General features: G+C 57.1%; 25 protein-coding genes and 2 tRNA genes. 12 read left to right on the top strand and 15 right to left on the bottom strand.

The annotated features are described in order from the left end of the window. Positions 1-748 precede the first annotated feature (748 nt). From IEW66_RS05770 to htpX, 6 genes are all read right to left on the bottom strand, one after another. On the bottom strand, positions 749-937 hold the full coding sequence (locus IEW66_RS05770) for a hypothetical protein (protein WP_075056821.1): 189 nt from the start codon (positions 935-937) through the stop codon (positions 749-751). A gap of 1,198 nt (positions 938-2,135) precedes the next feature. Further along, on the bottom strand, positions 2,136-2,564 hold the full coding sequence (locus tag IEW66_RS05765; RefSeq protein ID WP_075056822.1) for an SLC5/6 family protein: 429 nt from the start codon (positions 2,562-2,564) through the stop codon (positions 2,136-2,138). Further along, a complete protein-coding gene (locus tag IEW66_RS05760; protein ID WP_188681045.1) occupies positions 2,534-3,139 on the bottom strand; it encodes an SLC5/6 family protein in 606 nt (201 codons plus the stop codon). Before IEW66_RS05760 ends, IEW66_RS05765 begins: the two co-directional genes overlap by 31 nt. Before the next feature lie 440 nt (positions 3,140-3,579). Continuing rightward, on the bottom strand, positions 3,580-3,843 hold the full coding sequence (locus IEW66_RS05755; RefSeq protein WP_188681043.1) for a hypothetical protein: 264 nt from the start codon (positions 3,841-3,843) through the stop codon (positions 3,580-3,582). 132 nt (positions 3,844-3,975) lie between these two features. Continuing rightward, positions 3,976-4,047: transfer RNA gene (locus IEW66_RS05750), tRNA-Cys, on the bottom strand. Positions 4,048-4,089: 42 nt separating this feature from the next. After that, positions 4,090-5,049, bottom strand: a complete 960-nt coding sequence (gene htpX / locus IEW66_RS05745) for a zinc metalloprotease HtpX (RefSeq protein ID WP_188681041.1) — start codon at positions 5,047-5,049, stop codon at positions 4,090-4,092. Positions 5,050-5,143: 94 nt separating this feature from the next. Between htpX and IEW66_RS05740 the strand changes: the two genes are divergently transcribed. Genes IEW66_RS05740 through IEW66_RS05720 form a run of 5 tightly spaced genes read left to right on the top strand, consistent with a single transcriptional unit; the run spans position 5,144 to position 9,805 of the window. After that, entirely contained in the window at positions 5,144-5,656 is a 513-nt protein-coding gene (locus tag IEW66_RS05740) for a DUF309 domain-containing protein (RefSeq protein ID WP_229657512.1), read from the top strand. A 52-nt stretch (positions 5,657-5,708) separates the two neighbouring features. After that, on the top strand, positions 5,709-6,998 hold the full coding sequence (asnS, locus tag IEW66_RS05735; protein ID WP_188681037.1) for an asparagine--tRNA ligase: 1,290 nt from the start codon (positions 5,709-5,711) through the stop codon (positions 6,996-6,998). A 2-nt stretch (positions 6,999-7,000) separates the two neighbouring features. Continuing rightward, positions 7,001-8,005, top strand: coding sequence for a uroporphyrinogen decarboxylase (gene hemE / locus IEW66_RS05730; protein ID WP_188681035.1), 1,005 nt, complete (start codon positions 7,001-7,003; stop codon positions 8,003-8,005). Beyond that, positions 8,002-8,880, top strand: coding sequence for a ferrochelatase (locus tag IEW66_RS05725; RefSeq protein ID WP_188681033.1), 879 nt, complete (start codon positions 8,002-8,004; stop codon positions 8,878-8,880). Before hemE ends, IEW66_RS05725 begins: the two co-directional genes overlap by 4 nt. 1 nt (position 8,881) lies before the next feature. Beyond that, the gene (locus tag IEW66_RS05720; RefSeq protein WP_188681031.1) at positions 8,882-9,805 is read left to right on the top strand and encodes an EF-Tu/IF-2/RF-3 family GTPase; all 924 of its coding nucleotides are present in this window, start codon (positions 8,882-8,884) and stop codon (positions 9,803-9,805) included. On the opposite strand, the gene purD is transcribed toward IEW66_RS05720, so the two are convergent. Next, a complete protein-coding gene (gene purD / locus IEW66_RS05715) occupies positions 9,746-11,068 on the bottom strand; it encodes a phosphoribosylamine--glycine ligase (RefSeq protein ID WP_188681029.1) in 1,323 nt (440 codons plus the stop codon). The genes IEW66_RS05720 and purD overlap by 60 nt on opposite strands. Then, positions 11,058-11,534: an SMC-Scp complex subunit ScpB gene (gene scpB, locus IEW66_RS05710; RefSeq protein ID WP_188681027.1), complete on the bottom strand. Its 477-nt coding sequence runs from the start codon at positions 11,532-11,534 to the stop codon at positions 11,058-11,060. The genes purD and scpB overlap by 11 nt, the downstream gene beginning before the upstream one ends. Positions 11,535-11,648: 114 nt before the next feature. Here scpB and IEW66_RS05705 point away from each other — a divergent pair, with 114 nt between their 5' ends. Together IEW66_RS05705 and dcd are read left to right on the top strand one after the other, a co-directional pair. Continuing rightward, positions 11,649-12,971: a purine-cytosine permease family protein gene (locus IEW66_RS05705; protein ID WP_188681024.1), complete on the top strand. Its 1,323-nt coding sequence runs from the start codon at positions 11,649-11,651 to the stop codon at positions 12,969-12,971. Between the two features lie 38 nt (positions 12,972-13,009). Further along, positions 13,010-13,474, top strand: a complete 465-nt coding sequence (gene dcd, locus IEW66_RS05700) for a dCTP deaminase (RefSeq protein WP_229657511.1) — start codon at positions 13,010-13,012, stop codon at positions 13,472-13,474. Here dcd and IEW66_RS05695 read toward each other — a convergent pair whose 3' ends face one another. The 3 genes from IEW66_RS05695 to IEW66_RS05685 all read right to left on the bottom strand — a co-directional run bounded on the left by IEW66_RS05695 (position 13,475) and on the right by IEW66_RS05685 (position 15,143). Then, a complete protein-coding gene (locus IEW66_RS05695; RefSeq protein ID WP_188681022.1) occupies positions 13,475-14,389 on the bottom strand; it encodes a ribonuclease Z in 915 nt (304 codons plus the stop codon). Between the two features lie 39 nt (positions 14,390-14,428). Next, positions 14,429-14,812: a toprim domain-containing protein gene (locus tag IEW66_RS05690; protein ID WP_188681020.1), complete on the bottom strand. Its 384-nt coding sequence runs from the start codon at positions 14,810-14,812 to the stop codon at positions 14,429-14,431. 109 nt (positions 14,813-14,921) lie between these two features. After that, on the bottom strand, positions 14,922-15,143 hold the full coding sequence (locus IEW66_RS05685) for a hypothetical protein (protein ID WP_188681018.1): 222 nt from the start codon (positions 15,141-15,143) through the stop codon (positions 14,922-14,924). A gap of 313 nt (positions 15,144-15,456) precedes the next feature. On the opposite strand from IEW66_RS05685, the gene IEW66_RS05680 reads away from it, so the two are divergent. Further along, positions 15,457-15,816: a heavy metal-binding domain-containing protein gene (locus tag IEW66_RS05680; RefSeq protein ID WP_188681017.1), complete on the top strand. Its 360-nt coding sequence runs from the start codon at positions 15,457-15,459 to the stop codon at positions 15,814-15,816. Here the strand turns inward: IEW66_RS05680 and IEW66_RS05675 are convergent. After that, positions 15,813-18,512 carry a DEAD/DEAH box helicase gene (locus tag IEW66_RS05675; RefSeq protein WP_229657510.1) on the bottom strand — a complete coding sequence of 900 codons (2,700 nt, stop codon included), beginning with the start codon at positions 18,510-18,512 and terminating at the stop codon, positions 15,813-15,815. The genes IEW66_RS05680 and IEW66_RS05675 overlap by 4 nt on opposite strands. Positions 18,513-18,765: 253 nt before the next feature. On the opposite strand from IEW66_RS05675, the gene IEW66_RS05670 reads away from it, so the two are divergent. Both IEW66_RS05670 and IEW66_RS05665 read left to right on the top strand, forming a co-directional pair. Then, positions 18,766-18,927: a hypothetical protein gene (locus tag IEW66_RS05670; RefSeq protein ID WP_171823436.1), complete on the top strand. Its 162-nt coding sequence runs from the start codon at positions 18,766-18,768 to the stop codon at positions 18,925-18,927. 7 nt (positions 18,928-18,934) lie between these two features. Next, positions 18,935-19,016: transfer RNA gene (locus IEW66_RS05665), tRNA-Ser, on the top strand. A gap of 74 nt (positions 19,017-19,090) precedes the next feature. Here IEW66_RS05665 and IEW66_RS05660 read toward each other — a convergent pair. Then, on the bottom strand, positions 19,091-19,441 hold the full coding sequence (locus IEW66_RS05660; RefSeq protein ID WP_188681013.1) for a DUF6114 domain-containing protein: 351 nt from the start codon (positions 19,439-19,441) through the stop codon (positions 19,091-19,093). Positions 19,442-19,535: 94 nt separating this feature from the next. Beyond that, positions 19,536-20,252: a flagellin gene (locus tag IEW66_RS05655; RefSeq protein WP_188681012.1), complete on the bottom strand. Its 717-nt coding sequence runs from the start codon at positions 20,250-20,252 to the stop codon at positions 19,536-19,538. 207 nt (positions 20,253-20,459) lie between these two features. Between IEW66_RS05655 and IEW66_RS05650 the strand changes: the two genes are divergently transcribed. Beyond that, on the top strand, positions 20,460-21,314 hold the full coding sequence (locus tag IEW66_RS05650; protein ID WP_188681011.1) for an IS481 family transposase: 855 nt from the start codon (positions 20,460-20,462) through the stop codon (positions 21,312-21,314). Between the two features lie 318 nt (positions 21,315-21,632). Then, positions 21,633-22,193, top strand: a complete 561-nt coding sequence (locus IEW66_RS05645; RefSeq protein ID WP_188681010.1) for an NTP transferase domain-containing protein — start codon at positions 21,633-21,635, stop codon at positions 22,191-22,193. On the opposite strand, the gene cobS is transcribed toward IEW66_RS05645, so the two are convergent. Then, on the bottom strand, positions 22,136-22,915 hold the full coding sequence (gene cobS, locus IEW66_RS05640) for an adenosylcobinamide-GDP ribazoletransferase (RefSeq protein ID WP_188681008.1): 780 nt from the start codon (positions 22,913-22,915) through the stop codon (positions 22,136-22,138). The genes IEW66_RS05645 and cobS overlap by 58 nt on opposite strands. Positions 22,916-22,980: the final 65 nt, after the last annotated feature.

Here is a 22,980-nt window from a genome sequence, read left to right as displayed (position 1 = left end):
AGGATGCGATGAAACAATGAGGTATAAAAGGTACTGCCGGGTGCCACTGATGGGGAATACGGTCGGAGGAGAAGCAACCACAAGACAGATTCAGCATTTTCTCCCCAAACGGGAAATTCCGTGTGTGCACGTGTATGGGTGCACGGCTCAAAAAGACTGGCCTTGTAAGAGGATGCCAACACAGTGCAGACTCGTGACGATGCGATGGTACGTTTGGCCAAATACACCAATGCTAGGAACAGGACTGCAGTCTTGGATGCGTGGCGCGGGTGCCAGGGTGCCCTGCCCGGCTCAACTCAGTTGCTACGCGGTCCGTTACCGGCAAAAGCTAACTACCTGCTGACACACACCACACGTGGATGGCGTGCTGCCTGTTTCCTTCATGGAATAGTGCGGCCCCACTGTTAACCGCCCGAGTGGCGGGCTTCCCCAACCCCCTCATTGTGCCTGGAACTGAGATGGTCCTATGGCACAGGCACTGCTGAAATACACCCACCGGTTCTGGGGAGGTGCATCCAGCGGTCTGCCAGACTGGGCTGAGACCTGCAGCTGGACTGTGGCCCAAGCACGCGGTGTGTACCCTCAGTGCACGCTGTCATTCCGCCGAAGGATGTGCGTACGTTCCCTGTAATGCTCGGGGTTGGCCTGACCATTCTGGAAACATGTGGGCCAGTGATGCACTAGGTGCACATATGCCACGCTGGCAGGTACAGCCAGGCGCATCGCCGTACACAGCTCTCCAGCCAGTTCAACTGAGGAATTCCATGCTCACGCTGTACGAAATCTGCTGGTTCCTCTCGTCTACTGGGACCAGGCCAACATAGGCAAGCTTCGTTAAGTTAAGGCTGAGAGTGATGCTGACTTCACCGTTTTCCCACTCCCTGAGGTAGACTATGTTGGGCCTCAGTATCATGGTGAGGAACTTCGCGGACTTCACAACGGTGAGTGTGTGCTGGAATTCGTAGATGCAGATCCTCTGTTACTGGCCCAACCAGCCCACCGTTATCGGTATCTCCTTTGCTGTTGAGTTGTTTCCGATATTGGACATGGAGGCACCGTTGATCTGGAAGGGTAAAGAAGTGTAAGGCTATCCCGTGCTTTGCCCTGTTTTGTGTACGTAGAGAGGATCGTCAGGGTTGACAGGTTTCTGTGGCTCTCTGTGTAGAGGCCAAGGTTTACCGACGTGGGGTTGGTGGCCCTGGAGATGGTCTACGACGCTGTGTTCCCGTTAAACTAAGTGTGATGTTCTCAGCCCCTTATCCTGTCAGGCCGGGTATGCGTTAAACCCCTATGCCCATAGGGCGGTAGGATGTGTCTTAGTATGCCAGGAAAGACGCTAAGCAAGCAAGGGTCGCCACTACCACGGCAAACGTGGTGGCCCTCATCGGCTTGATTTTATGCATTCACGCATAATAACCATTCAGCCCGGGTGGCATCCGGGCAGGCCAGCTTTTTACAGATTCCACCGGGGGAGCGATTGCCTGTGGGGGCATGCCGGATGATCACTTATGGACCGCCATGGGAAATGTTGAGTTAAGGTTTCATCCCCTGATCTGGGTGTGCTGCGCAGCCAGACCGATCTGTCAGGACATCACGTTTGCATGGGCAACCGCTGCTGCACACCCAACATCTGTCATGTCATTGCAGCTACCATGATGGATGTTCAGAAATGGCCGAGAGATAACATGTACCCATAGTACCTCCTGTTCCCCGGCCCGAAGGATCAGGTTACGCTAGCCCGGCGCCTAAAATCGGCAGGCCCCGTGGGACAGGCCAGCCACGAATCCCGGTCTTTCTCTATCTATGTGGAAGCGTGTACAAAGCAGGTCATGGGGGGTTCCATGGGGGAATGGTTCATCCGCGTTCTGTACAGGTAAAAGGCCAGTTGCTGCAACAGGCCCCACCGGATCGTATCGCTCCCTGAATTCCGACCGGTACTATGTCCAGCACACGCTGGCTGACCCGCTGTCCGGATACAGGAATGCCTTCACGATCCCGTGCAGTCTTCCCTTGCCTCTGGTAGCATTGGGAGTGAGACCAGGTCCAGGGGATCCGGAACAAAAATGAAAAATGGTTGTGATTGTATTATCACGCCTCGGATGGCATAGTCTCTGCTGGCTTCTTCACAGCGCGTGCTATGTATGTCCATACATACACGACAAACAGTTTGATAAGCAGTGATAAGGCGGCCACATAGAGCAGTCCGACAGGGTGTTGCCAAGTGACGTGGAGAGTGCGCCGAACTTGTTGGCTACGAGTATTAGGTATATGCCTGAGGCCATGCCAACAAACCACCATGCCAGAGGCCCGTTCTTGTCCAGGCTCTTCTGGTACATGCCGAGGAGCGTTGCGTGAAGTGTCTGTGCTATAAATATGTCACCGAGTAGCCGGAGTGCAATCGCATAGGTGTCACTGCTCTCCAGGGCGAACACAAAGCCCAGTGCCAGGAGCTTGAACCCCACGGAGGTCCATTTCACAATCCTGGTCTCCGTCTCTGGCTTCAGGTCTTCCTTGAACTCCTTTATTATGTTCCTCACAAGGAGGTTTGACTGGGATATTGCCATGACAGCGGTCGGTACGAGCCCCCTATGAATATGCCCAGCAGGGTGAACCCCACAAACCACGAGGGCATTGTGTACCACATTAGGGCAGGAACCACCAGAGCACCGTTTTTAGTCGACAGGAAGAGGTGCAGTGCGGACGGGACCGCAAATATCAGGACCCCGAACAGGGTGAGCAGGAACAGGCACACACCGTACATAGGTAGAATTGCCGAGCTGAGACGGACAGTCTTGACATCCTTTGAACAGAGGACTCCGTTTATTGCGTGTGGGTAGAAGTAGAGTGTTAGTGCGCTTAGTACAAAGGGGCTTATGCAGGCGTTTATCAGTTTGGGCGGTAGGGTCTCGACACCGAGTTTCATGAGGCCACTGCTCGCGTGGTAACTGTTTGCGCTGGAGAAGGCTGTCGCGAAGCGGCCATGTATGGACAGCGGCACCGCGATCACAACGACCACGACAGAGGACAGAATGAGCGCGTCCTTCATGACCGCCGTCAGGGCAGCCCCGCGGAGTTCGCTCCAGATCGTAAAGGCTGCGAGCACAACGAACGATATGAACAGGGCGATCTCAGTGACCACGGTGTAGTCAGAGAAGTAGTGAATGAATATTCCTTCGACCCGACGATGATACTACCGCTATCATATCGCAAGCAAACCCTGTAAATTCCTTCCCTGGGATATGATCCCAATGGGTTCCATTTCTCGCACTTCTCATGTCGCGTGGGAAAAATGATCTCCCCATGCGCATTTATTATCGGTAAGTGCGAGATCTGGAACCCTATAATGAAAGTGTTTGGAAATATGGAAAATAAGGCTCCGCGAAAGATCAAGAGGCTGTTCCATTTCCCATTAGGGGGACGGAATCCTGGGATCCGTCCCGTATGTTTTCATAGAAGTTCTTCCATTTTTTTGATCTGTCCGTTCCCGTATTTTTCTAAGTTCCTCCTCTTTCATCTAGATCTCTACTGGAGTTTGCGTCCTACGCCCCATGAAAACATAGTTGAGTTTTCCTCCAATATTCACCCTTTTTTGGGTACACCTTTCCGACACGGAAAGGAGAAAACATGCTTTGAGTCTAGAGGTGTGCCATTTTCACTGCATTTAGACTTGTGGATATGGATGCCTCCATAGTCCCTTCTTATCTCCAGTTCCCTTATCTTATCCTGGACTGCACCCTTAAACTCTTCAAAGTTACCCGTTGTTAAAGTGATTATTGTTTTTGGATCCCTGTTGGGGGTACTCAAGCCATAGGCCAAAATTTCCAAGATAGATGCTGAAGTCACCTGGGATCTCACCTTAAGATTCTCATACCACCTTTGAACCCCCTTGTTTTTCAATAATTTTCTATGTGTTGTAACGGGGTTGATACGTGCATAACCACAGAAGTATAACAATTATTGCACCATCTTTAGTAAAGGATAGGTAGGGATTCGAACCCTAGTAGATGGGATCTGCAGTCCCACGCATAGCCACTCTGCCACCTATCCGGGATAGGAATAATCTGGGGTTATAATAAACTTAGGAGTCCTTTACTGGGCCTGTGACTGCTTGATGCGTTCGAGCATCTGTATCCTCTTCGCAGGGTGCGGGTGGTCGGAGAAGAACGCTGCGAACCTCGAGACCTTCATTGTCTTCCACTCCTCCAGGAGCTGCCTGTAGTCCTTGATTTCGCCCTGGTCCGGGTTGCTTATGAAGAGCATCTCCGCAACGCTGCTGCTCGTGTTCCTGTTCCTCCTCCTGAAGAGCCTGTGTGTACCGGATGCGGCAACGATCTTGGCCAGGCCAGTCTCCAGGTTGTCAGCGCCGCCCGGCACTGTGAGCGCAGAGTTGGCGTCAGCATAGCTCTCACGCATCCTGTTGAAAGCAAGTATGAAGAACCTGAACAGGAACGAGAGGACTATGGCTATGATAGCGAAGAGCAGCACTATGCCCGCGTTCCTCTCCCTGCTCCCGGAGAAGAGGAGGAGGTAACCGAAGTAGAAGAGGAGCGTGGGTATCAGGCCGATGGCCAGGAGCATCTCCACATCGTGGTGCCTCAGGTGCCCGATCTCGTGCCCGAGGACAGCCTCTATCTCCTTCTCGTTCAGTATCCTGAGGAGGCCCCTGGTCACTGCAACCCTCTTACCCGCTATGGGAGAGCCGTAGGCGAAGGCGTTGGGCATGTCCACCTCCGCGATGTATATGTCAGGCTTCCTCATGTTGTTGTATATGGCCACCCTGGTAACCACGGAATCGAGCATCTGGTATTCCGGGTCGCTCGGCGACAGTTTGTGTGTGCGGTAGGCCATACCTATGATGTACGGCCCGAAGAGCCACTGCAGTATGTCTATGAATATGAAGACAGGAAGCAGGAAGATGAGGAGGGCGAGGAAACCTATCCCGTAGCCCATGTACTGCTCTATCCCGTACACTATGGCGGCTGCCAGCAGGAATATGGCCAGCCCGAGGGCCACACTGCCCAGCCTGAGCTTTGCCGAGATAAGGTCCATATTTCCGATATCGAAAGTCGATATTTAAACATATCACGCACCGGTGCGCCGCTACAGTGGCACAGTATATAAGGTTCCATACGATCGCATGCGAGTGGCGTTCAGGTCGATCTTGTTCTGCTCTTCCGTGCCAGCGGATGTGCCTGGCATGCTCAGGAAGCCGATAGTCAGGAGGCACAGGGAATGCGTTGAGCTCGATATCTCCATACCCACCCCTCTTTCTAGCATCCCAGCTTGCTGCTCCTCCTGCTACGTCTTCTCGGAGGGCAGGGTTGCTGACACGGAGGGCCCGGATATCCGGGAGGCCATCTCCTCCGCCAGGTTCCTGTTCTCAATGGAACGCTACTGGGAGGCGCACAACGTTCTCGAGGGCCTGTGGCGTGAAGAAAGGGGAAAGAGGCGGGATGCCCTGCAGGCCATAATCCTGGTGGCCGCTGCGGGAGTGAAGGTCCAGATGGGTCAGGACAGTGCGTGCAGGGGCCTGCTGAAGAGAGCCCAAGCGCTGTCCGAGCGTCTGGGCCTCACCTCAGAGGCAAGGCTCATCGATATGGAGTACCCATTCACCTTTCCGGAGGATATTGCCGGGTTTGTGCTTTCGGGCCAGTGAGTGCATTGAGTGCAGACAAAAGTAATTTAAGATGCCTGCAATCGGAACAGGAATGACTCACATCTCCGAGTTGCTCAACGATGACAGTGTGGGGAAGCGTTTCACCATAAGGGGCTGGGTCTACAGGATAAGGAGCACCGGGAAACTGACGTTCGTCGTCATGAGGGACTCCACAGGAATAATACAGGTCCTGGCCAGGGGAGACAGGCTGGATGAGAACACGTATAAAGAGATAGAGGGCATGACAGTGGAGAGCAGCTGCGAGTTCACCGGCACGGTGAGGAAGGACGAGAGGGCCGTGACCGGATACGAGATGGACGCAGAGTCCTTCCGCCTCTACCACAGGAACGAGAACTTCCCCATAACAAGGGACAAGGGGGAGGAGTTCCTCCTGGACAACAGGCACCTCTGGCTCAGGAGCAGGGAGATGACCTCTGTCCTCAAGGTAAGGTCCACGATATTCAGGGCCTATTCTGACTTCTTCTACGAGAACGGCTTCTACCAGGTACAGGCGCCCATGATGGTATCGACTGCAGTTGAGGGGGGCTCAACGCTCTTCAAGGTGCCGTTCTTCGATGAGGAGGTGAACCTCACACAGAGCTCGCAGTTCTACCTGGAGACCATGATCTTCAGCCTGGAGAACGTCTTCACGCTGGCGCCCAGTTTCAGGGCGGAGAAGTCCAGGACCAGGAGGCACCTCACAGAGTACTGGCACGGCGAGGCGGAGTGTGCCTGGGTGGACAACAGCGGCATGATGGACATCGAGGAGAGGATGATCGTATATATAGTGAAGAGGGTCCTCGAGGAGAACAGTGATGACCTCGCTGAACTGAAGAGAGATGTATCGAAGCTGGAGAAGGTGAAACAGCCGTTCCCGAGGGTCAGGTACGCGGAACTCATGAAGATGGCCGCAGGCTGGGGCCTGGGCCTGAAGTACGGAGATGACCTTGGAGCGGATGAGGAGAGGGCCATAACGGTGCACTTCGACAGGCCAGTGTTCGTAACGCACTATCCTGCTTCGCTGAAGGCCTTCTACCACAGGCCGGACCCGGAGAACCCGTCAGAGGTCCTATGCCACGACCTCCTCGCCCCTGAGGGTTACGGGGAGATCATAGGCGGTGGGGAGAGGATATGGGAACTCGATGTGCTCCTTAAGCGCATGGAGGAGAACGGCCTGAGGCCAGAGGACTATTACTGGTACATCGACCTCAGAAGATACGGCAGCGTGCCCCACTCTGGCTTCGGGCTGGGCATGGACAGGCTCGCCATGTGGGTCATGGGCCTCGATCACATAAGGGACGCCATACCATACCCCAGGACCGTGAGGCGCACAAGGCCTTGAATATGTCGTACCGGGACATGCGCAGGGCCCTGAGGCTCGAGGAGACCGAGGGCATACCGGTCTGGTTCATGCGGCAGGCCGGCCGCTACATGCGGGCCTACCGGGACGTCAGGAAGAGGTACACGATAAGGCAGGTCTGCATGCTGCCCGATGTCGTCTCTGAGGTCATGGAAGCGCCTGTCCAGAGGCTAGGGGTTGATGCCGCAATCCTGTTCTCGGACATAACCCTGCCCCTGGAATACATAGGCATGCACGTGGAATTCCAGGAGGGCATCGGCCCAGTGGTCTCCGGCCCGGTGCCCTGGGGCAGGGAGGTCGAGGTCAGGCCAGACGTGTTTCCCCTGAGGGGGAGCGTTGAGGCGTTCAGGAAGAGGGACCCCGATGTGCCGGTCATAGGCTTCTGCGGTGGCCCCCTGACCGTGCTATCATATGTCCTGTCCACCGGGACGGACCGGGAACTCGAGGTAACAAGGAAGTTCATGCTAACAAGGAGAGAGGAGTTCATGGAGGCCATCTCGAACATATCTGCGGCGCTCCTCCAGGCGGCGAGGGAGCAGGTGTCCGGTGGGGTGGATGCCGTGCAGGTCTTTGACAGCTGGCTCGGAGCACTCTCACCCAGCACGATCAGAAACTTTTACCTCGAAGCACTGCGTGATTTCGTCTCATCTGTCAGGGAACTTGGGAAGCCCGTCATCTTCTTCTCCACAGGCACTTCCGGCTACCTGGAGGTCTTGAGGGAACTTGACGCTGACATATACAGCCTGGACTGGCGGGTTGACCTGGCCAGGGCGTCCAGCGTGCTGAGGGACAGGGGCATACAGGGCAACCTTGATCCCTATGTTGTCTCTGCCAGCCGGGAGGAGTGCATCAGGGAGGCCATGGAGATAAAGGAAAGGATGAAGGGGAGGGCAGGATACATATTCAACCTGGGCCACGGCGTGAGGCCGGACACGGATGAGGAGACGCTCAGGGCGCTTGCTGAAACTGTTCATGGTGGTGGTGCATGAGGGAAGCGGTAATACTCATGGCATACGGCAGCCCCACAAACCCTGATGACATAATGGAATACCTCAGGGACATATACCATGGCCACGAGCCGCCGGAGTATGCAGTGAAGGAGAACGTCGAAAAATACCGCATGGCTGGCGGCGTATCGCCGTCCAACAGGATCATAGAGAGCGTGAGGCAGAAACTCGAGGCTAGGCTGGCCAGGGAAGGCGATTTCAGGGTCATGCTTGGCTTCAAGCACTGGAGGCCGTCAATAGAGAGCGCGGTTAGGGAGGCCAGGGACTGGGGGGCCGGGATCATAAGGGCCATCATGCTCTTCCCATTCCCATCAGACAACGTGGAGGAGTCTTATCTGGAGCCCCTCAAAGCATCGCTCTCTGCAGTCGGCTACGATGGCCAGATCGAGTTCATAGATGCCCTGGACAGGGCAGGTGATAGGTTCTATGACATGTGGGCTGAAATTGTGAGACCCCTGGTGGGCGGTGCCCATGTGCTCTACGATGCCCACTCGCTCCCGCTGAGGGAGAGCGGCGAGGAGGCCTATGTGGGCCATTTCAGGAGGAGCGCGGAGAGAATATCGGAGATGCTCGGCCTCGACAGGTACCTGTGGGGCTTCCAGAGCATAGGCAGGTACGGGGACAGGTGGCTCCGGCCGTCGGTCTATGATGTTACCAGGGACATCAGGGAGGGGGAGAAGGTCCTGGCCGTGCCGGTCGGGTTCGTCTACACGCACCTGGAGGTCCTCTACGACCTGGACTACGAGTTTGGCGGCAGCCTGGTCGCCAGGGGAGTTAGATATGAGAGGACGCCATTACCGGACGACAGGGATTCGTTCATAGAGCTGCTGAGGTCCCTGGCCACTGGCGGTGATTGATATGGAACCCGGAATAACTGCGTTCGCGTACGGCATGGAGGACTACATCAGGGAGGTTGCCAAGAAGGACACGGAGAGCGATATAGGCATCTGGAGCAAGAAGGAGGGCGAGAGGATCGTCACGTACCTCACAGCGACCAGGTACCCGGAGAAGCTGTCGTCCCTCACAGATGCCATGTACCCTGCGGACTTCGTCCTCCTCCCCGCGGTGAAGCCGGACAGGAACATGGCGGAGGTCATGGTCGCAGCATCCCTCTCGGGCAAGCCCGCACTCGTCTATGCCCCGGATGGGTCCGACATGGATACCTTCAGGAACTATGCCAGGGCTGCAGGCCTGAAGGTCTCGTCAGTACTCCAGGGAAGCCCGATGGAGGTGCAGGCGCAGGTCCTGGAGATGAAGTCCCCAAAACCTGAGGGGCCGACCACAGTCATAGTAGACCACTTCTTCACGGTCAGGAGCGTTGGAACTGTGGCTCTTGGCTTCGTGCTCCGCGGCACGCTGAGGAGGCACCAGAGGCTGAAGGTCTCCCACGTCAAGAGGGAGGTGCAGGTCAGGTCAATACAGGTGCACGACATTGACCAGGAGGAGGTGCCCCCGGGCACCAGGGTGGGCGTGGCACTCAAGAACATAGAGACTGAGGAACTCAGGAGGGGTGCGCTCCTCACGGAGGGTGATGTTGAGTATGCGGTCGAATTCAGTGATATCAGGTACCACCCTGCCGTAAGGGAGAGGCTGAGGGACGGACAGGAGGTCTTTGCCATGGAGAGCATGCAGTACCAGAGGGGTTTCTTCAGTGGCTCGGTGAGGCTCGACAGGGAGATCGCTGTGGTGAAGAGGAAAGTACTCTTCGGGCACCCAAACATGTCACCCAGGGTTGCCGGTACCCTTGACCTGGGCCATGCGCCTGCTCTTTCCCTCGATTAGCGCCTTTGTGCCTATGTCGTGCCTCACGTAGTACCGGCCTGACACCCTCCAGAGGTTTCTTTCCACCTTGTCCGATGCCTCAGGTATGCTGTCCGCTGTGGCAATGAGAGCGAGGGACCTGCTGGTGCTCATCTCCACCCTCTCAGGCGTCCCGGACACTGCGGAGTAGTATATGTCGAAGTCCTCTGGCATGCCACTCCTGTCCACGGTGAGGGTACCCGGCTCGGGCTTCTCCCCATAGCCCACAGGGACGATGTACTTGAGGCACGTGGCCTCCGTCCGGAAACGCGGCGGGGACAGCAGGGAGCCGTCCGCAATGGCCAGGAAAGTGTCGAGGAGGTCGCCATCGAAGACCTTCAGGACGTTCATGGCCTCCGGGTCACCGAACCTGGCGTTCACCTCTATCAGCACCGGGCCGCCTGAGGTCTCCATGAACTGCCCGTACATGATGCCTTTGAATGGCCTTCCCTCCTGCCCCATGGCCCTCACAACACTCCTCATTATGGACTTCGCCCTTTCCACAGAGCCCGGAGGGATGAAGGGGAGGCCGTGGTCCCGGTCGGAGATGGAGCCCATGCCACCGGTGTTCGGCCCCCTGTCGCCCTCGTATGCCCTCTTGTAGTCCTGCACAACCGGCATGAAGTGTATCCTGCTCCCGTCGCAGAAGCCCTGCAGCGAGAACTCCTCGCCCTCAACCTTCCTCTCGACGAGCACCTTCCCGTCCCTGGTGACAACCTCCAGGGCGTATTCCATGGCAGCCTTCATGTCGGGGAGCTGCTCCCCCACGACCCTCACTCCCTTTCCGCCAGTCAGGCCGATGGGCTTCACCGCCACAGGGAAGTCCAGGTCCCTGAAAAGGTCCCTGACCTCTGCCTCTGAGGCGAGAACATGGTGTTCTATTGACCCACCTATGGAGTGCCTCTGGAGCAGCCCCCGCATGTAGGCCTTCGAGCTCTCGATCTCTGCCGCCAGCCTGGATGGGGAGGCCACCCTGATGCCCGCATCCTGCAGTGCGTCCGATACTCCCGCTGCGATTACGGGGTCAGGGCTCGCGAACGCTGCTTCCGCGCCCACCTCCCTCGCGTACCTCACGACCTCAGGTGCGCTCGTCTCATCGCCTATCCTGAAACCGGCCGTCAGGGATGCTATTGATGGGTTCCGGTTCTTCATGAAGGCGTAGAGGGTGGCACCGGCCTCCGCCAGCCTCCTGGCTATTGCGTCCTCCCTCCCACCGCCACCAACAAGGAGAAACTTAACTGACATCCTTCCCCTCACCCTGCTGCTCCTTTATCTCGAACCTCTCATAGAAGGCTTTGGTTAGCCTCACCCTCTCGCTGTTCCTGTACCTGCGTGTGTATATGAGGCCCTTCTTCTTCAGGGACTGGAGCACAGACTTGTAATCGCTGCCCACCACGTACCTGAGCTCGCCCCTGAAGCAGCCCGGGTGCTTGGCTATGTAGGCCAGCGCATCTATCTCGCTCCTGCTCATCTCGGCCTCGGCAACGGGCATTGCTAGCTCCACGTACTCGCTCTTCAGGGCCATCCTGTACCTGTGCCCTATCCTCCTTATCTCCATGGCGGTGCCGTCGCCTGAGTACTGTTTGACGAGCTGCCTCAGCGCCTTCCTCACAGCACCCTCCTCCTCGCCCACGAGGGAGGAGAGGTCGGACACGCTGAGGGGCTGCCTAGTGGCGAAGAGCAGGGCCTCCAGCCTCCTGATGAGGTCCATCAGGCCAGTTAGGCGCCCGGGATAGATTTAATTTACCCAGCCAGTGCTGCGGAAATGTACGTTTGCACGATCCCTTAATATATGTCTTGCCGATACGATGTCAGGTGCGAACACATGTTCGGGAACAGCTCCCGGCCACACTCACTGAATGCTGGAGAGAGCGAGACTGCACGTGGGGGAAATTCCACTGCCCTCTTTTACATATGGTTCGCCTCGAACGTGACCATAGGCGACTTCGCCCTGGGCTTCATACCCATTACCATGGGCCTCTCCATCAGCCTTTCCATTGCATCATTCCTCATGGGCACACTGCTGGGAGGTGCCCTCCTAGGCATCATGAGCGTTACGGGCTCAAGGACAGGAGTGGCGCAGATGGAGCAGGCTAAGGGTGCCTTCGGCAGGCTTGGGGGGGCAGTCATGTCAGGCCTGCAGTGGCTCAACACGCTGGGATGGCTCACAGTGAACACCATACTGGCCTCTTATGCCATATACTACGCACACGTTTCCCTGGCCTACGAGGTGCCCCTTGCGGTCGTGATTGTGGTCGTGGCCCTGATATCATTCTCGGGTTACAGGGCAATCCACCTGTTCGAGCTCGCCATGTCCTTCGTACTCGGGGCCCTTGCAGTGTTCATCACCCTGCACACTATCACCTCTCCCCTCATCTCCGGTTACCACGCCTCGGGCAACCAGGCTGTGGCGTTCGGCGTCACCCTTGCCTCGTCCTTCTCATACATAATGTCCTGGGGGCCGTACGCCTCAGACTATTCCAGGAACATGAGGGAGGAGAGTGGGCGCTCCGGAGTGTTCCTGTGGTCATTCCTCGGGTCCGTGGTCGCATCGTTCTGGATGGAGTGCGTGGGTATGCTTGTGGCCATAGCATCCAGCGACGCTTCGGGCAACCCGGTGCTGGACCTTGCAAGGGTACTGGGGCCCTACGCTGCCATAGGGCTGGTGGCCATCTTCCTCGGCGGTCTCTCGGCAAACTCCATAAACCTCTACTCCAACACCCTCTCCCTGCGCTCCCTGGGGATGAAGGTCAGGCGCTCCTACCTCGTGGCCATCGCGAGCGCTGTGACCTTTGCCCTCTCCGTGGTGGGCTTTGCCGTGTTTTACCAGTTCTACGAGTCTTTCCTCCTGCTCCTTGACTACTGGATAACGCCCTGGCTTGCAATAATGATAGTGCACAGCTTCACCAGGGTCGGAAGGGACATGTCCAACCTTCCGGTGAACAGGTGGGCCGTGCTCTCCTACATACTGGCCATAGCGGTCTCCGTGCCCTTCATGGACCCGGGCGTGCTGTTCGAGGGCCCGGTGTCCAGGGTGCTGGGCGGTGTTGATATAAGCTACTACGTGTCCTTCGTCATCGCCGCACTGCTCTATTACTTCACCATGGCCAGGTACCGCAATTCTACGGAATACAGCGCTGCCAAGTGAAAGCATAATATGAGCATGTGGGTTAGAGGTGCGTGGCAGTGATATCTGACGGCCAGATCCAGGAGATGGCGAGGAACGGAATGATCGTGATCGAGGGGTTCAGGGAGGGAAACCTGACACCCAACGGCTACGACCTCACGGTCGGGTCTGTGAAGGCCGGGGGGAGAGAGGCAGATGAGGCGGAGGTGGCGCCTATGGGCCACTTCCTGGTCTCGACGCTTGAATACATCTACATACCTGAGGGCTACTGCGCGGAGATCTGGATAAGGTCCAGCTTCGCCAGGAAGGGCGTCATCGGCTCCTTCGGCTTCATCGATTCGGGCTTCAGGGGAAACCTCACACTATCCTTCTTCAACGCCGGGCAGGAGAGCATAAGGATCAGGAGGGGCGAAAGGGTGGCCCAGATGGTCATAATCAGAATGGAGAGGCCGCCGGACAGGGCCTACGGTGAGAGGAGCGGGAACTACCAGGGCAGCAGGGGAGTGGTCGAGAGCAGGCTCTGATCACCTCCTCACGGGCACATCGTACTCCATGAGCTCCCTGCTCAGGTAGCTCTCCGGGAATATCCCCCTGGCCTCCGATTCCAAGGCACCGAGGTCCGATACCCTGGGGCTGTAGTGGAACAGGAAGAACCTCCTCACTCCCGCGTCCCTGGCGATCTCGGCGGCCTGCCTCGAGGAGCTGTGCCCATACTCGTTGACCTTGGGCTCAAGCGAGGAATCTGTCGTCGTCTCATGTATGAGGACATCTGCGTCCCTGGCGAATTCAGCCATGTCTGCCATGGGCCTCGTGTCACCCGTGTAGACCACCTTCCTCCCCTTCCTTATGCCGCCCTTCACGTCCTCGATTGTGTAGACCTTGCCCCCGTATTCGATTGAGCCCTGCTCCCTGAGCCTCTCCAGGAGGCGTGAAGGTATCCTGAGTTTCTCGGCCTTCTCCCTGTCTATCCTCACCATGTCCTTCTCCTCGAAGGAGTAGGCCAGTGCAGGCACGGGGTGGTCGTTCCTGTGCGTCCTCACAACGAACTTTCCAAGGTCATAGGCCTCACCGGCCCTGAGCTCGTGTATCCTGACCTGGAAGCCCAAGGTGTAGTAGCCCACATTCAGTGCGTTGGAGAGTATGCCAATGGCCCCAGCAGGGCCGTATATGTCCAGCGGTTCCTCCCTGCCGTTGAACGACATGCTCTGCACCAGGCCCAGGAGGCCCAGGAAGTGGTCACCGTGGAAGTGCGTTATGAAGACGTTCCTTATCCTCATGAAGGAGAGCTTGCTCTTCATTATCTGCTTCTGCGTGCCCTCCCCGCAGTCCAGGAGGTTGAACACCTCGTCTATCTGGAGGCCTATGGACGGCATACCCCTCCCGGGCGTGGGCCACGACCCGCCGGTACCGAAGAAGGTGATCCTGATGTTCGAAGCCATCCCACACAGATCGGCGGGGCGGTAAAATAGGTTGCGTTCCTACTGCTGCAGCAGCCTCTGCTTTGCCTTCTCCTGTGCGTAGCCCAGCTCCTCAACGCTCCTAATGCCCCCGCTCCTGTACAGGAACTCCCACAGGTACGTGTCCGCGTGCACGCCCAGGCTCACGAATAGCCTCTCGAACTCAACCCTCATCTGCCTCCCCCTCCTGTCAAAGTCGGTGAGGATTATGACCTCCCTGAACTCCTTGGCGACCTCCTCTGTGAAGGCCACCAGGCTGTTGCCGCTGTTCATGGTTATTATCTCTCCCCTGAAGTCGAGGCGCCTCAGCATGTTCACGTCGTTCCTGCCCTCAACAATGATAGGCACCCTTAAGTTCTTGGCCCTGTACTTCTCAAGAACCTTGAGTATCCTGGGCTCCCGCATCTCATGCGATCAGGGCAATGGAAGGCAATAAACTTTTTCAGGTGTGTGATGCTTCTCCCCTGATATTGCGATGCAGAAATAAAAATAATAAAAATAGTTTCAGATTGGGTCAATTGCCAGACTTGTCACCTGTCCGCAGGTGCATCAATGAATATTCTACTAGGTTGTTAATTGTTGAGCCAGGTGGCACATCGTTGAAGTCTATGATACCCGAAACATCATTTGTTGGTTTTATCTCATACTCCTCAATGGTGTGATAGATCAGGTTTGCAAGGCCTTTGACCTGGATCAGACCGGATACGTTAACGGGTGCGCCTGTGGGGAAATTCATAGCCACACCCATATCCGTGGTCTGTCTGGTCAGGCATGGTGGGATTACTGTAACAAAAAACCATTGTCTGCACGGGTCAGGTCGTAATATTCAGGGGGCGTTACTGCATTGGCCGGGTGAAAATAGGGATTTATTGCAACTCCCGAAGTAAGAAGTATAGTTACAAGAACAAGAACGGTGAGCCCGGCTCTAAGGAGCAGAATGACACTTCCTTCCTGTATATTTCAGTAAGGTAAAAGAGGAGTATCACACATAAGATCTTTCAAGAATTATGTAAAGAAAGTTTAATATAAATTGCCCTATTGGGCCAGCCATGGCGGAGATAACTGCTGTCACTTCCGACTACGTGCCCGGCAAGAAGATCGTCAAGGTCATCGGCACGGTCTGGGGCATAACAGTGAGGAGCAGGGGGCTCGGCGGCAACATTATGGCGAGCCTGAGGAGCCTGGCTGGCGGGGAGATAAACGAGTACGTGAAGATGCTAAACGATGCCAGGAGCGTCGCTGTGCAGAGGCTCATGGACAGAGCGTCTTCGATGGGCGCGAATGCGGTGATATCGCTGCGCTTCGATTCCTCCGATATAGCGCAGGTCATGACGGAAATAGTTGCATACGGGACTGCAGTTGTAGTGGAGGACGGCTCCAGCGACGCAACCTACGTGAAGCTGGACTAGTCCCAGAAGCGCCTGTTGCGGGCGTAGTCCACCTCGGCGTTCAGGATGGCGCGGAGGAGGTCCTCCTCCGATGCGTAGGTAACCTCAAGGAGCCTTGATGCGGTCTCAGGGCCTATTCCCCTGGCTGCCAGAACGATGAGTGCATCCGTGCCCCTCTCGCGCACTATGTGCGCGTTCTTCACGAGCCTCCTCCTCTCCCTCTCACTTAACTTCGAGAAGTCCCTGTACCCGTTCTCCGCCTCGAATGGCGAGAGGGCGGCGACCAGGGAGCTGCCGCAGGAGGGGCACCTGACGGATTTCACGTCCCTCACTTTCACGGTCCTCACGTTGCCGCACACGGTGCAGACGAGCCTCATCTCCTCGTTCAGGAGCCTGTTCTTCACAGTCTCCAGGATTGCCCTTGTGGGCTTGAGCGGCGCAACCCTCTCCATGTAGTGGGAGAGGAAGACGTCCGACGAGGCCTGCGGCCCACTGACATGCCTGACCCTGATCCGGCCTGACCTGAGGCCCTGTATGAAGGCCATGAGGGCCGGCATGTCCATGTAGTCGTGCACGAGTTTTCTCACCGAGTCGGTATAGAGTGGCGTGTCCAGGTAGGCCTCTATGATCTTCTCCAGCCTCACCCTGCTTATGTCGGCATCCCGCGAGATCACGCCGAACTTCCTGGCCTCGTAGAGGAAGACACTGGAGAAGAACCTCGAGCGCCTGGCCACTGACCTCACGTGGGCCTCAACGTTCTCTGGCTCCACCGACCTGATCACCCTCTCCACGTCCTCCGGCCTGAACCTCCTGGACACACGGAAGTAGATGTGGTATGGCGAGTAGTCCATCTCCACACTCTCACCGGTGACCTGCGTGAAGATGCTGGACAGGATCTCGGCCAGGGCAAAGTTTCCCCTGGTCCCGAGGAGCACCTGCACTATGATCTCCGGGCCCCTGACCTCTATGAGTACCTCGTCCAGGGTGGCCAGGCTGCCGGAATACCATTCCTCGAGGCGCTGCCTCGATTCCGGGTCCACAGCGTCCTCTATGTGCCTTGCCTTCCTGTTCTCCGAAACCCTCCTGACAACGTCAGGGAGCACAGGTATGTCTTCCCCGGACCACTTGGGTGCAAGCGCGGCGGTGGGGAACCTCTCCACAAGTATGCGGTCTTCGTCGACCCTCACGGTCCTCCATGTCTCGCCGCGCATGACGAAGTATGTCCCGGGCTCGATCTCGCTCACCACATACCTCTCGTCAAGTGTGCCAACGAACCTGTTGGACCCTATGTCGATTACCCTGTAGTTCTTCTCGCTGGGTATCATGCTGATGTTCTCTATGAAGTAGGTGAGGTTTCCCCTGCCCCTCGAGACGGACTCACCGTCGAACCTCAGCTTGCCCGTGGAGGAGAGGAATTTCACAACATCCAGGAATTGCTCCTCGGTCATGTTCCTGAACGGGTACGCCCTCCTGAAGAGTGAGAAGAGGTGTGTCCAGTGGTCGCGCCCGAGCACCCTGATCTCCGATATGAGCTGGTTGGCCAGCGTGGCCATCGAGTTCTCCATGATCCTTATGTCCTCCGTGTGGCCGGTGAAGGCGTACCCTATTATGGCGGCTGCCTCCTCCAGTTCCACCACGTCGGAACAGACAACGTAGCCTTTAGATACCCTGGTTATCCAGTGCCCTGACCTCCCAACCCTCTGGACGAGCTTGTTTATCTGCCTGGGCGAGTTGAACTGCAGCACAAGGTCCGCGGTGCCTATGTCTATCCCGAGCTCCAGGGAAGAGGTGCATATCAGGGCTTTGAGCCTGCCCTCCTTGAAGTCCTGCTCCGCTCTCTCCCTTGACTCCCTTGAGAGCGACCCGTGGTGGACAGATACAGGCGGGTCGCCCAGGAGCAGGCGCAGCCTGAAGGCCATGTCCTCGGCCACGCTCCTTGTGTTCGTGAACACCAGGGTGCCCCTGTGCTTCTCGATCAGCTCCCAGATGAGGAGGATTGCGCCTGCATACTGCTCGTCGCAGCCCATCTTCTCCGCGACCTCCCTGGGGGCCTTCGGCGGAACGATGGCCCTTATGTCCAGCCTCTTCGATACCGGGCTCTGGACAATCCGGGCACCCCTGACCGGGTCCAGGTAATGGGCGAGATCTCCAGGGTTGCCCACTGTGGCCGAGAGGCCGATCCTCTGGTAGTCACCTGCCACCTCTCTGAGCCTCTCCATGACCAGGGCGAACTGAGCGCCCCTCTCGTTCTGGGCCATCTCGTGCAGTTCATCGACAATGAGACACCTCACCCTGGAAACGATCTCCCTCAGGCCCCTGCTGGACAGCATTATCTGAAGCGATTCCGGAGTGGTGATCAGGATGTCCGCCGGGTTCCTGGCTATCTCCCGCCTGTCAGCCTCTGTTATGTCGCTGTGCCTCACCTGCACCCTGAGGCCCAGGTCTGTTGCATAGCCCGTTATCCTCTGCATGAGGTCCCTGTTCAGTGCCCTCAGGGGCGTCACGTATATGACTTGCACCGGTTCTCCCGGTTGCTCCAGGATCCTCTGCAGCACAGGCACAAGGGCGGCCTCGGTCTTTCCAGATCCTGTGGGCGAGAGGATGAGGGCGTTCTCGCCGGAGAGTATAACAGGGAAAACATCCCTCTGAAGCTCCGTCAGCTCGCTTATGCCCCTCCTTGCCAGTGTCTCGAGGATCCTCGAATCGATGGATATCAAGGCCACCAAAACCTCAAAAAGTATACATTTTTTCTAATCGAACACCTTTCGCGTTCACCATGAAGGTTGATCAGAAGTCATCGTCGTCGTCTTCGTCGTCGTAGTCGTCGTCATCGTCGTAGTCCCTTCTCTTTGAGTATGTGACCAACTTCACACCTCCGCAATCCGAAGGGAGAACCCATATTTATACTTTTCAAGGGCGCCCTGGAGGCCATCAAAGCTCTAATATATGCGGTAACGGTACGGGAATGGCATGGCGGAGAACCTGGCTAAGGTGGAGATCTCAAAGGACGGTGAGATATACTACGCGAAAATCATACTGCCCAACGGTGACGTTGTAACGCTTGAAAACGAGGACTTCGAGGAGGTTCTCGAACAGATAGCCAACGACCTGCAGGACAGGTACGGCTCCTGAGGCATCTGCGGGGATGGCCCAGAGGTACGGCGGCAGCCTGCTAAGCTGTTTCTCGTATGAGAGCGTGGGTTCGAATCCCACTCCCCGCGCTTTAATTTTCAGCATGCGTTGAGGCCTGGTGTTTCCTGGCGCTTTCGCCTGTAGCCTGTGGACTGGAACATGCTCATGGCGGAGGTGCCTGGGCAGGGGGCTTCCACACCACGGTCATGATGCCGCCGATGATGCTCACCACCAGGCCCATTATGTAGCCACCGGAGGTACCGAGCCAGCTGAGAAAGCCGAAGAGCATTATCAGGCCCCCGAGTAGCCTGTGCCTCTCCGGGTACCTGAGGGCAAGGAGGCCGAGGGCAATAATGACCACCCCAACGGCCGTGCCGGCCAGTACCAGTGACAGGCCAGCCGTCTTATGGAGTATCCCTGTTATAACGTAGACGAGGTAGAGGCCCACTGCCACCACTATCACACCGCCTGCCACAGCGGTGACCGCTGAGTCCACAGGCCTGCTCTGCTGCACCCGTGGTCATGGGGATATGGTAAATCTACTTTTCCCAGTCCTGTACACTCCCCTTGCAGCAGCCCGGGCACATGCTGAAGGGGAGGCGAGGTGTCTATTGCAGCGTGATCGTCCTGGAGACAAAGGACTGTGGTGCTGTGAACTCTATCTGTGCCGAGGCGCCGGTCTCAGGAGTCACCTGACCCTCCACAGAGGCTCCCTGGGATATGTTGGTGCCGAAGGTGTTGGTCACGTTCAGTATTATCGCCGCCTGGTCGTCGGGTGAGAGCACAGGGTACTTCGATGTCATGGAGCTGCTCGGATCCTTTATCACTATGACACCGAACGATGTTGGGTTGTTGTGCGACCTGCCCAGCTCCGACCACACGGAGAGGCCGAAGAGGTTATCCGACCCCGTTGAGGATATGTCAGCGAATATGCTCTGGTTGTAGACCAGTATGGCGGTGGTCCCGTCTATCGTCAGGGTTAGGGTGACGTTGGCAAGGTTGACAGGTGACCCCCCGGAGTTTGTTGTCACTATGATGGCAAGGTAGGTTATGCCGCCGCTCTCGGGCGGGTTCGCATAGTCGTAGCCCAGCACCTCAGTTGTGGCTATGCCGCTGGACACCTGCTGTATCGTGTTGGAGCCAGTGGACGTGGCCTTCTGCTGCAGTATGCCGGCAGTGTGTATCAGCACAGAGGCCGCCACAGCAGCCACAAGCACCATGGCTATGAACACTATCAGGACGCCTATCCCGGTCTCGGAACGGTCCTCCTCCCTGAGGGAGAACGCCTTCCGGATCAGCCTCCTGACCATTCTGAAACTGTTCATCTTCCTTTACCTCGCAGGTCTTTCTGTAAGTCCTTGTGTATATTCACTGGCAAGTATTTAAACGGGCCAGCGTATGGTATGCGAAATTTTTCACGGGCGCACCCATAGCCAGCGGGCCCTGCGCAACAGCACCTCACACATACATATGAAGGTGACAACCAGTCTGCAAAAAACCGTTTTGAATGCTCCCGGGCATAGACAATTACCATGCTGACCAGTGAGGATAAGAAGTTCATAGTGGAGAGTGTCAGGAAGGGGTACCGGGTCGTGGATCTGGCGAAGATGTTCAACGTCACGCCCAGGAGGATACAGCAGATACTGAAGGAAGACCTCTCGGGCGACAGGCCCCAGAGGAGGTCCTCGAAGCTGAGCGAGGAGGACGCGCGTGAGATAGACGAACTCTGGAACAACTACAAGATAGGTTCCAGGACGATATTCTACCTGCTCAAGAGCAGGGGGAGGCGGGTGTCTTACTACCAGGTCTACAACTACATGCGCACCAAGAACATGATAAGGGGGAAGGTACAGAAGGAGAGGGCCGAGAGCGAGGAGGAGAGGGAGCCACCGCTGTCGACCGTCTACCTTGACTACCACCAGACGTCCATAGACCACCCGTACGCGGTGGCCTGCATCGACCTCTCCACCAGGAAGATCGTGTCCATGAGGGAGAGCAGGAAGATCACGAAGGAGCTGGTGCAGGAAGTCCTCGCGTCACTCTTCGAGTTTGCGGCGAAGAACGGCCTGAAGGTGGGCAAGATCATCATGAGGAGCGGCGTACTCACCATCCTCTATGCGGCTACGGAGATACAGAGCTTCATAAAGGCCAACGGTGTGGCCGAGGTGGAGGCGGACAAGGGGGGCAACAGGGTACACCTCTCGCTCTCAAGGCTCTGGCAGAACTACGACAGGTTCAGGTGGGGGTTCAACCACTCTGAGAACTTCCTTTACTGGTACAACAACAGACCCGTTATAAGCAGGTTCCAGAACCGCGTGACCACGCCAAACGAGATAATATCCAGTTTCCTCTCCTCCAACCAGGAGGAGGCAGGCCACATGGACTGAGGAGCGGGCCTCACTGGTCTCCCTTTGCATGTCCTCAGGGAGAGCCGTTGCGGCCCTTCATGCGACAGTTAAGGCGGCAACCAGGCCGTGGGGCCATCGTTCTGCAGCGTGCCCTGATGACCCCGAGCTTTACAGGCAGGCACTGCGCATTTGGTGCATCCCGAAATGGGAGGGTTGCCAGGGGTCCGCCCACGTGCAGGTTGCTGAATTGCAGTGATGTGTGTGCCGCTGCACCGCAGGTGGCATTCTCAGTTTCCTGCCCATACGGCAATGCCATATTTCCGGCCATGTTTTTAAGCAGCCCCGATATCCACAGGTGTGCGTGGAGGAGAGGTTAAGAGGGTGCCGGATGTGTGCGTCATAATGGCGGGTGGACGCGGCACCAGGCTCTCCAACCCTGACAAGGCCCTCATAAGGATAGGCGGCCGGACACTACTCGAATGGAAGGTAAGCCACCTCCGCAGGCTGGCACCCGTGGTCGTCTGCTGCAGCCTGCACGCGGCCCGCACGGTGGCATACTGCATCAGGAAGGGTTACAGGGTCTACCTGGCACCCGGCCGCGGGTACCCGGAAGACCTGTCACTCCTCCTGAGGCGCCTGAAAGGCCTCTCCGTACTGGTGGTAGGAGTGGACTTATACATCCCCACCGCGGCCCTGGATCTCCTCATATCCTCAGAGGACGGCGGGGAGTGCATAACTGAGGCCACATACAGGGGGCAGAACGTGCCCCTGGCACTGTTCTGTAGGGAGAGGAGTGATGGGGAGGAGGGCTATTCAGAGGTCCCCCTGGACACGTTCGACATGGCCAACATAAACACACCTCATGACCTCGAGGAGGCGAGGAGGCTGTGGAGCAGGCACAGGTCAGGGTACATGTGAAGGCGTGCGAGGATGAGGAAGGAAACGGCAAAGGATATCCTGCCGATCTCACCCGTAAGGCCAAGGACATCGCCGTTGAAGCCGCCGAAGGCCCTGTGCAGGAATAGAGATGCTGCGATGGAGGAGGCAACGGCCACCAGGAGCGAGTAGGCGCCCGGCCCTGGGAACAACAGGGCGAGGACCAGCTGCGGCAGCGTGTTCGCCAGGACAGATGGGGCCCTGCGCCTGTCCAGGGATTCCCTGAAGGACTGACCCATCCCACGGCCGAACGGCCTGCCGTGCAGAGCGGAGAGCACCATGGAGGACTTCGAGGCCATCTCCGCCAGGAGGAAGGCGAAGAAAGGGAACGGTGTGGAGGAGAAGGCTGACAGGAGGGCACCGTAGAGTATTACGAAAGTCACGATGCCCCCGGTCCCTGTCCTGCCGTCCTTCAGTGCTGCCCTCCTCTCCTCCACAGTACCGGTCTTCATGAGCGCGTCGCCGCAGTCTATGACGGCATCGGCATGGTGGTATCCGGTAAATATGAGGAGGAGCGCCACAGACAGCGATGATGCTGCAAGCTGGCCAGTGATGGGTGAGAGGAGCATGGGCAGGGCACCTATGGTGCCCGTGACCAGGGAAACTGCGGAGAAGTAGAGGACGTACGTGTCAGAGAACCGGAAGCTGCCCGCAGGTATCCTTGTGAGGAAGGAGAGGGCAGAGCGGAAACCATCGAGTGCCAATGAGACCTTGATCGTTGACCACTAAAAAATGCTTCATTCCCCAATTTACAGACGCATGGCACGGC

This window comes from Thermogymnomonas acidicola (genome assembly GCF_014646795.1).
In the GTDB taxonomy this organism is placed as follows: Archaea; Thermoplasmatota; Thermoplasmata; order Thermoplasmatales; family Thermoplasmataceae; genus Thermogymnomonas; species Thermogymnomonas acidicola.
Note: the sequence above shows the minus strand (reverse complement) of the source record. Positions and strands in the feature narration are given on the sequence as shown.

What these genes read in the sequence shown, in the direction of transcription:
- IEW66_RS05765 (WP_075056822.1), bottom strand. Translation starts at nt 2,564, where the DNA reads ATGGCAATATCCCAGTCAAACCTCCTTGTGAGGAACATAATAAAGGAG.
- IEW66_RS05690 (WP_188681020.1), bottom strand. Translation starts at nt 14,812, where the DNA reads ATGCGGGAGCCCAGGATACTCAAGGTTCTTGAGAAGTACAGGGCCAAG.
- htpX (WP_188681041.1), bottom strand. Translation starts at nt 5,049, where the DNA reads ATGGACCTTATCTCGGCAAAGCTCAGGCTGGGCAGTGTGGCCCTCGGG.
- purD (WP_188681029.1), bottom strand. Translation starts at nt 11,068, where the DNA reads ATGTCAGTTAAGTTTCTCCTTGTTGGTGGCGGTGGGAGGGAGGACGCA.
- IEW66_RS05685 (WP_188681018.1), bottom strand. Translation starts at nt 15,143, where the DNA reads ATGAATTTCCCCACAGGCGCACCCGTTAACGTATCCGGTCTGATCCAG.
- IEW66_RS05705 (WP_188681024.1), top strand. Translation starts at nt 11,649, where the DNA reads ATGTTCGGGAACAGCTCCCGGCCACACTCACTGAATGCTGGAGAGAGC.
- IEW66_RS05720 (WP_188681031.1), top strand. Translation starts at nt 8,882, where the DNA reads ATGGAACCCGGAATAACTGCGTTCGCGTACGGCATGGAGGACTACATC.
- IEW66_RS05680 (WP_188681017.1), top strand. Translation starts at nt 15,457, where the DNA reads ATGGCGGAGATAACTGCTGTCACTTCCGACTACGTGCCCGGCAAGAAG.
- IEW66_RS05725 (WP_188681033.1), top strand. Translation starts at nt 8,002, where the DNA reads ATGAGGGAAGCGGTAATACTCATGGCATACGGCAGCCCCACAAACCCT.
- IEW66_RS05650 (WP_188681011.1), top strand. Translation starts at nt 20,460, where the DNA reads ATGCTGACCAGTGAGGATAAGAAGTTCATAGTGGAGAGTGTCAGGAAG.
- IEW66_RS05655 (WP_188681012.1), bottom strand. Translation starts at nt 20,252, where the DNA reads ATGAACAGTTTCAGAATGGTCAGGAGGCTGATCCGGAAGGCGTTCTCC.
- IEW66_RS05670 (WP_171823436.1), top strand. Translation starts at nt 18,766, where the DNA reads ATGGCGGAGAACCTGGCTAAGGTGGAGATCTCAAAGGACGGTGAGATA.
- IEW66_RS05695 (WP_188681022.1), bottom strand. Translation starts at nt 14,389, where the DNA reads ATGGCTTCGAACATCAGGATCACCTTCTTCGGTACCGGCGGGTCGTGG.
- hemE (WP_188681035.1), top strand. Translation starts at nt 7,001, where the DNA reads ATGTCGTACCGGGACATGCGCAGGGCCCTGAGGCTCGAGGAGACCGAG.
- scpB (WP_188681027.1), bottom strand. Translation starts at nt 11,534, where the DNA reads ATGGACCTCATCAGGAGGCTGGAGGCCCTGCTCTTCGCCACTAGGCAG.
- asnS (WP_188681037.1), top strand. Translation starts at nt 5,709, where the DNA reads ATGACTCACATCTCCGAGTTGCTCAACGATGACAGTGTGGGGAAGCGT.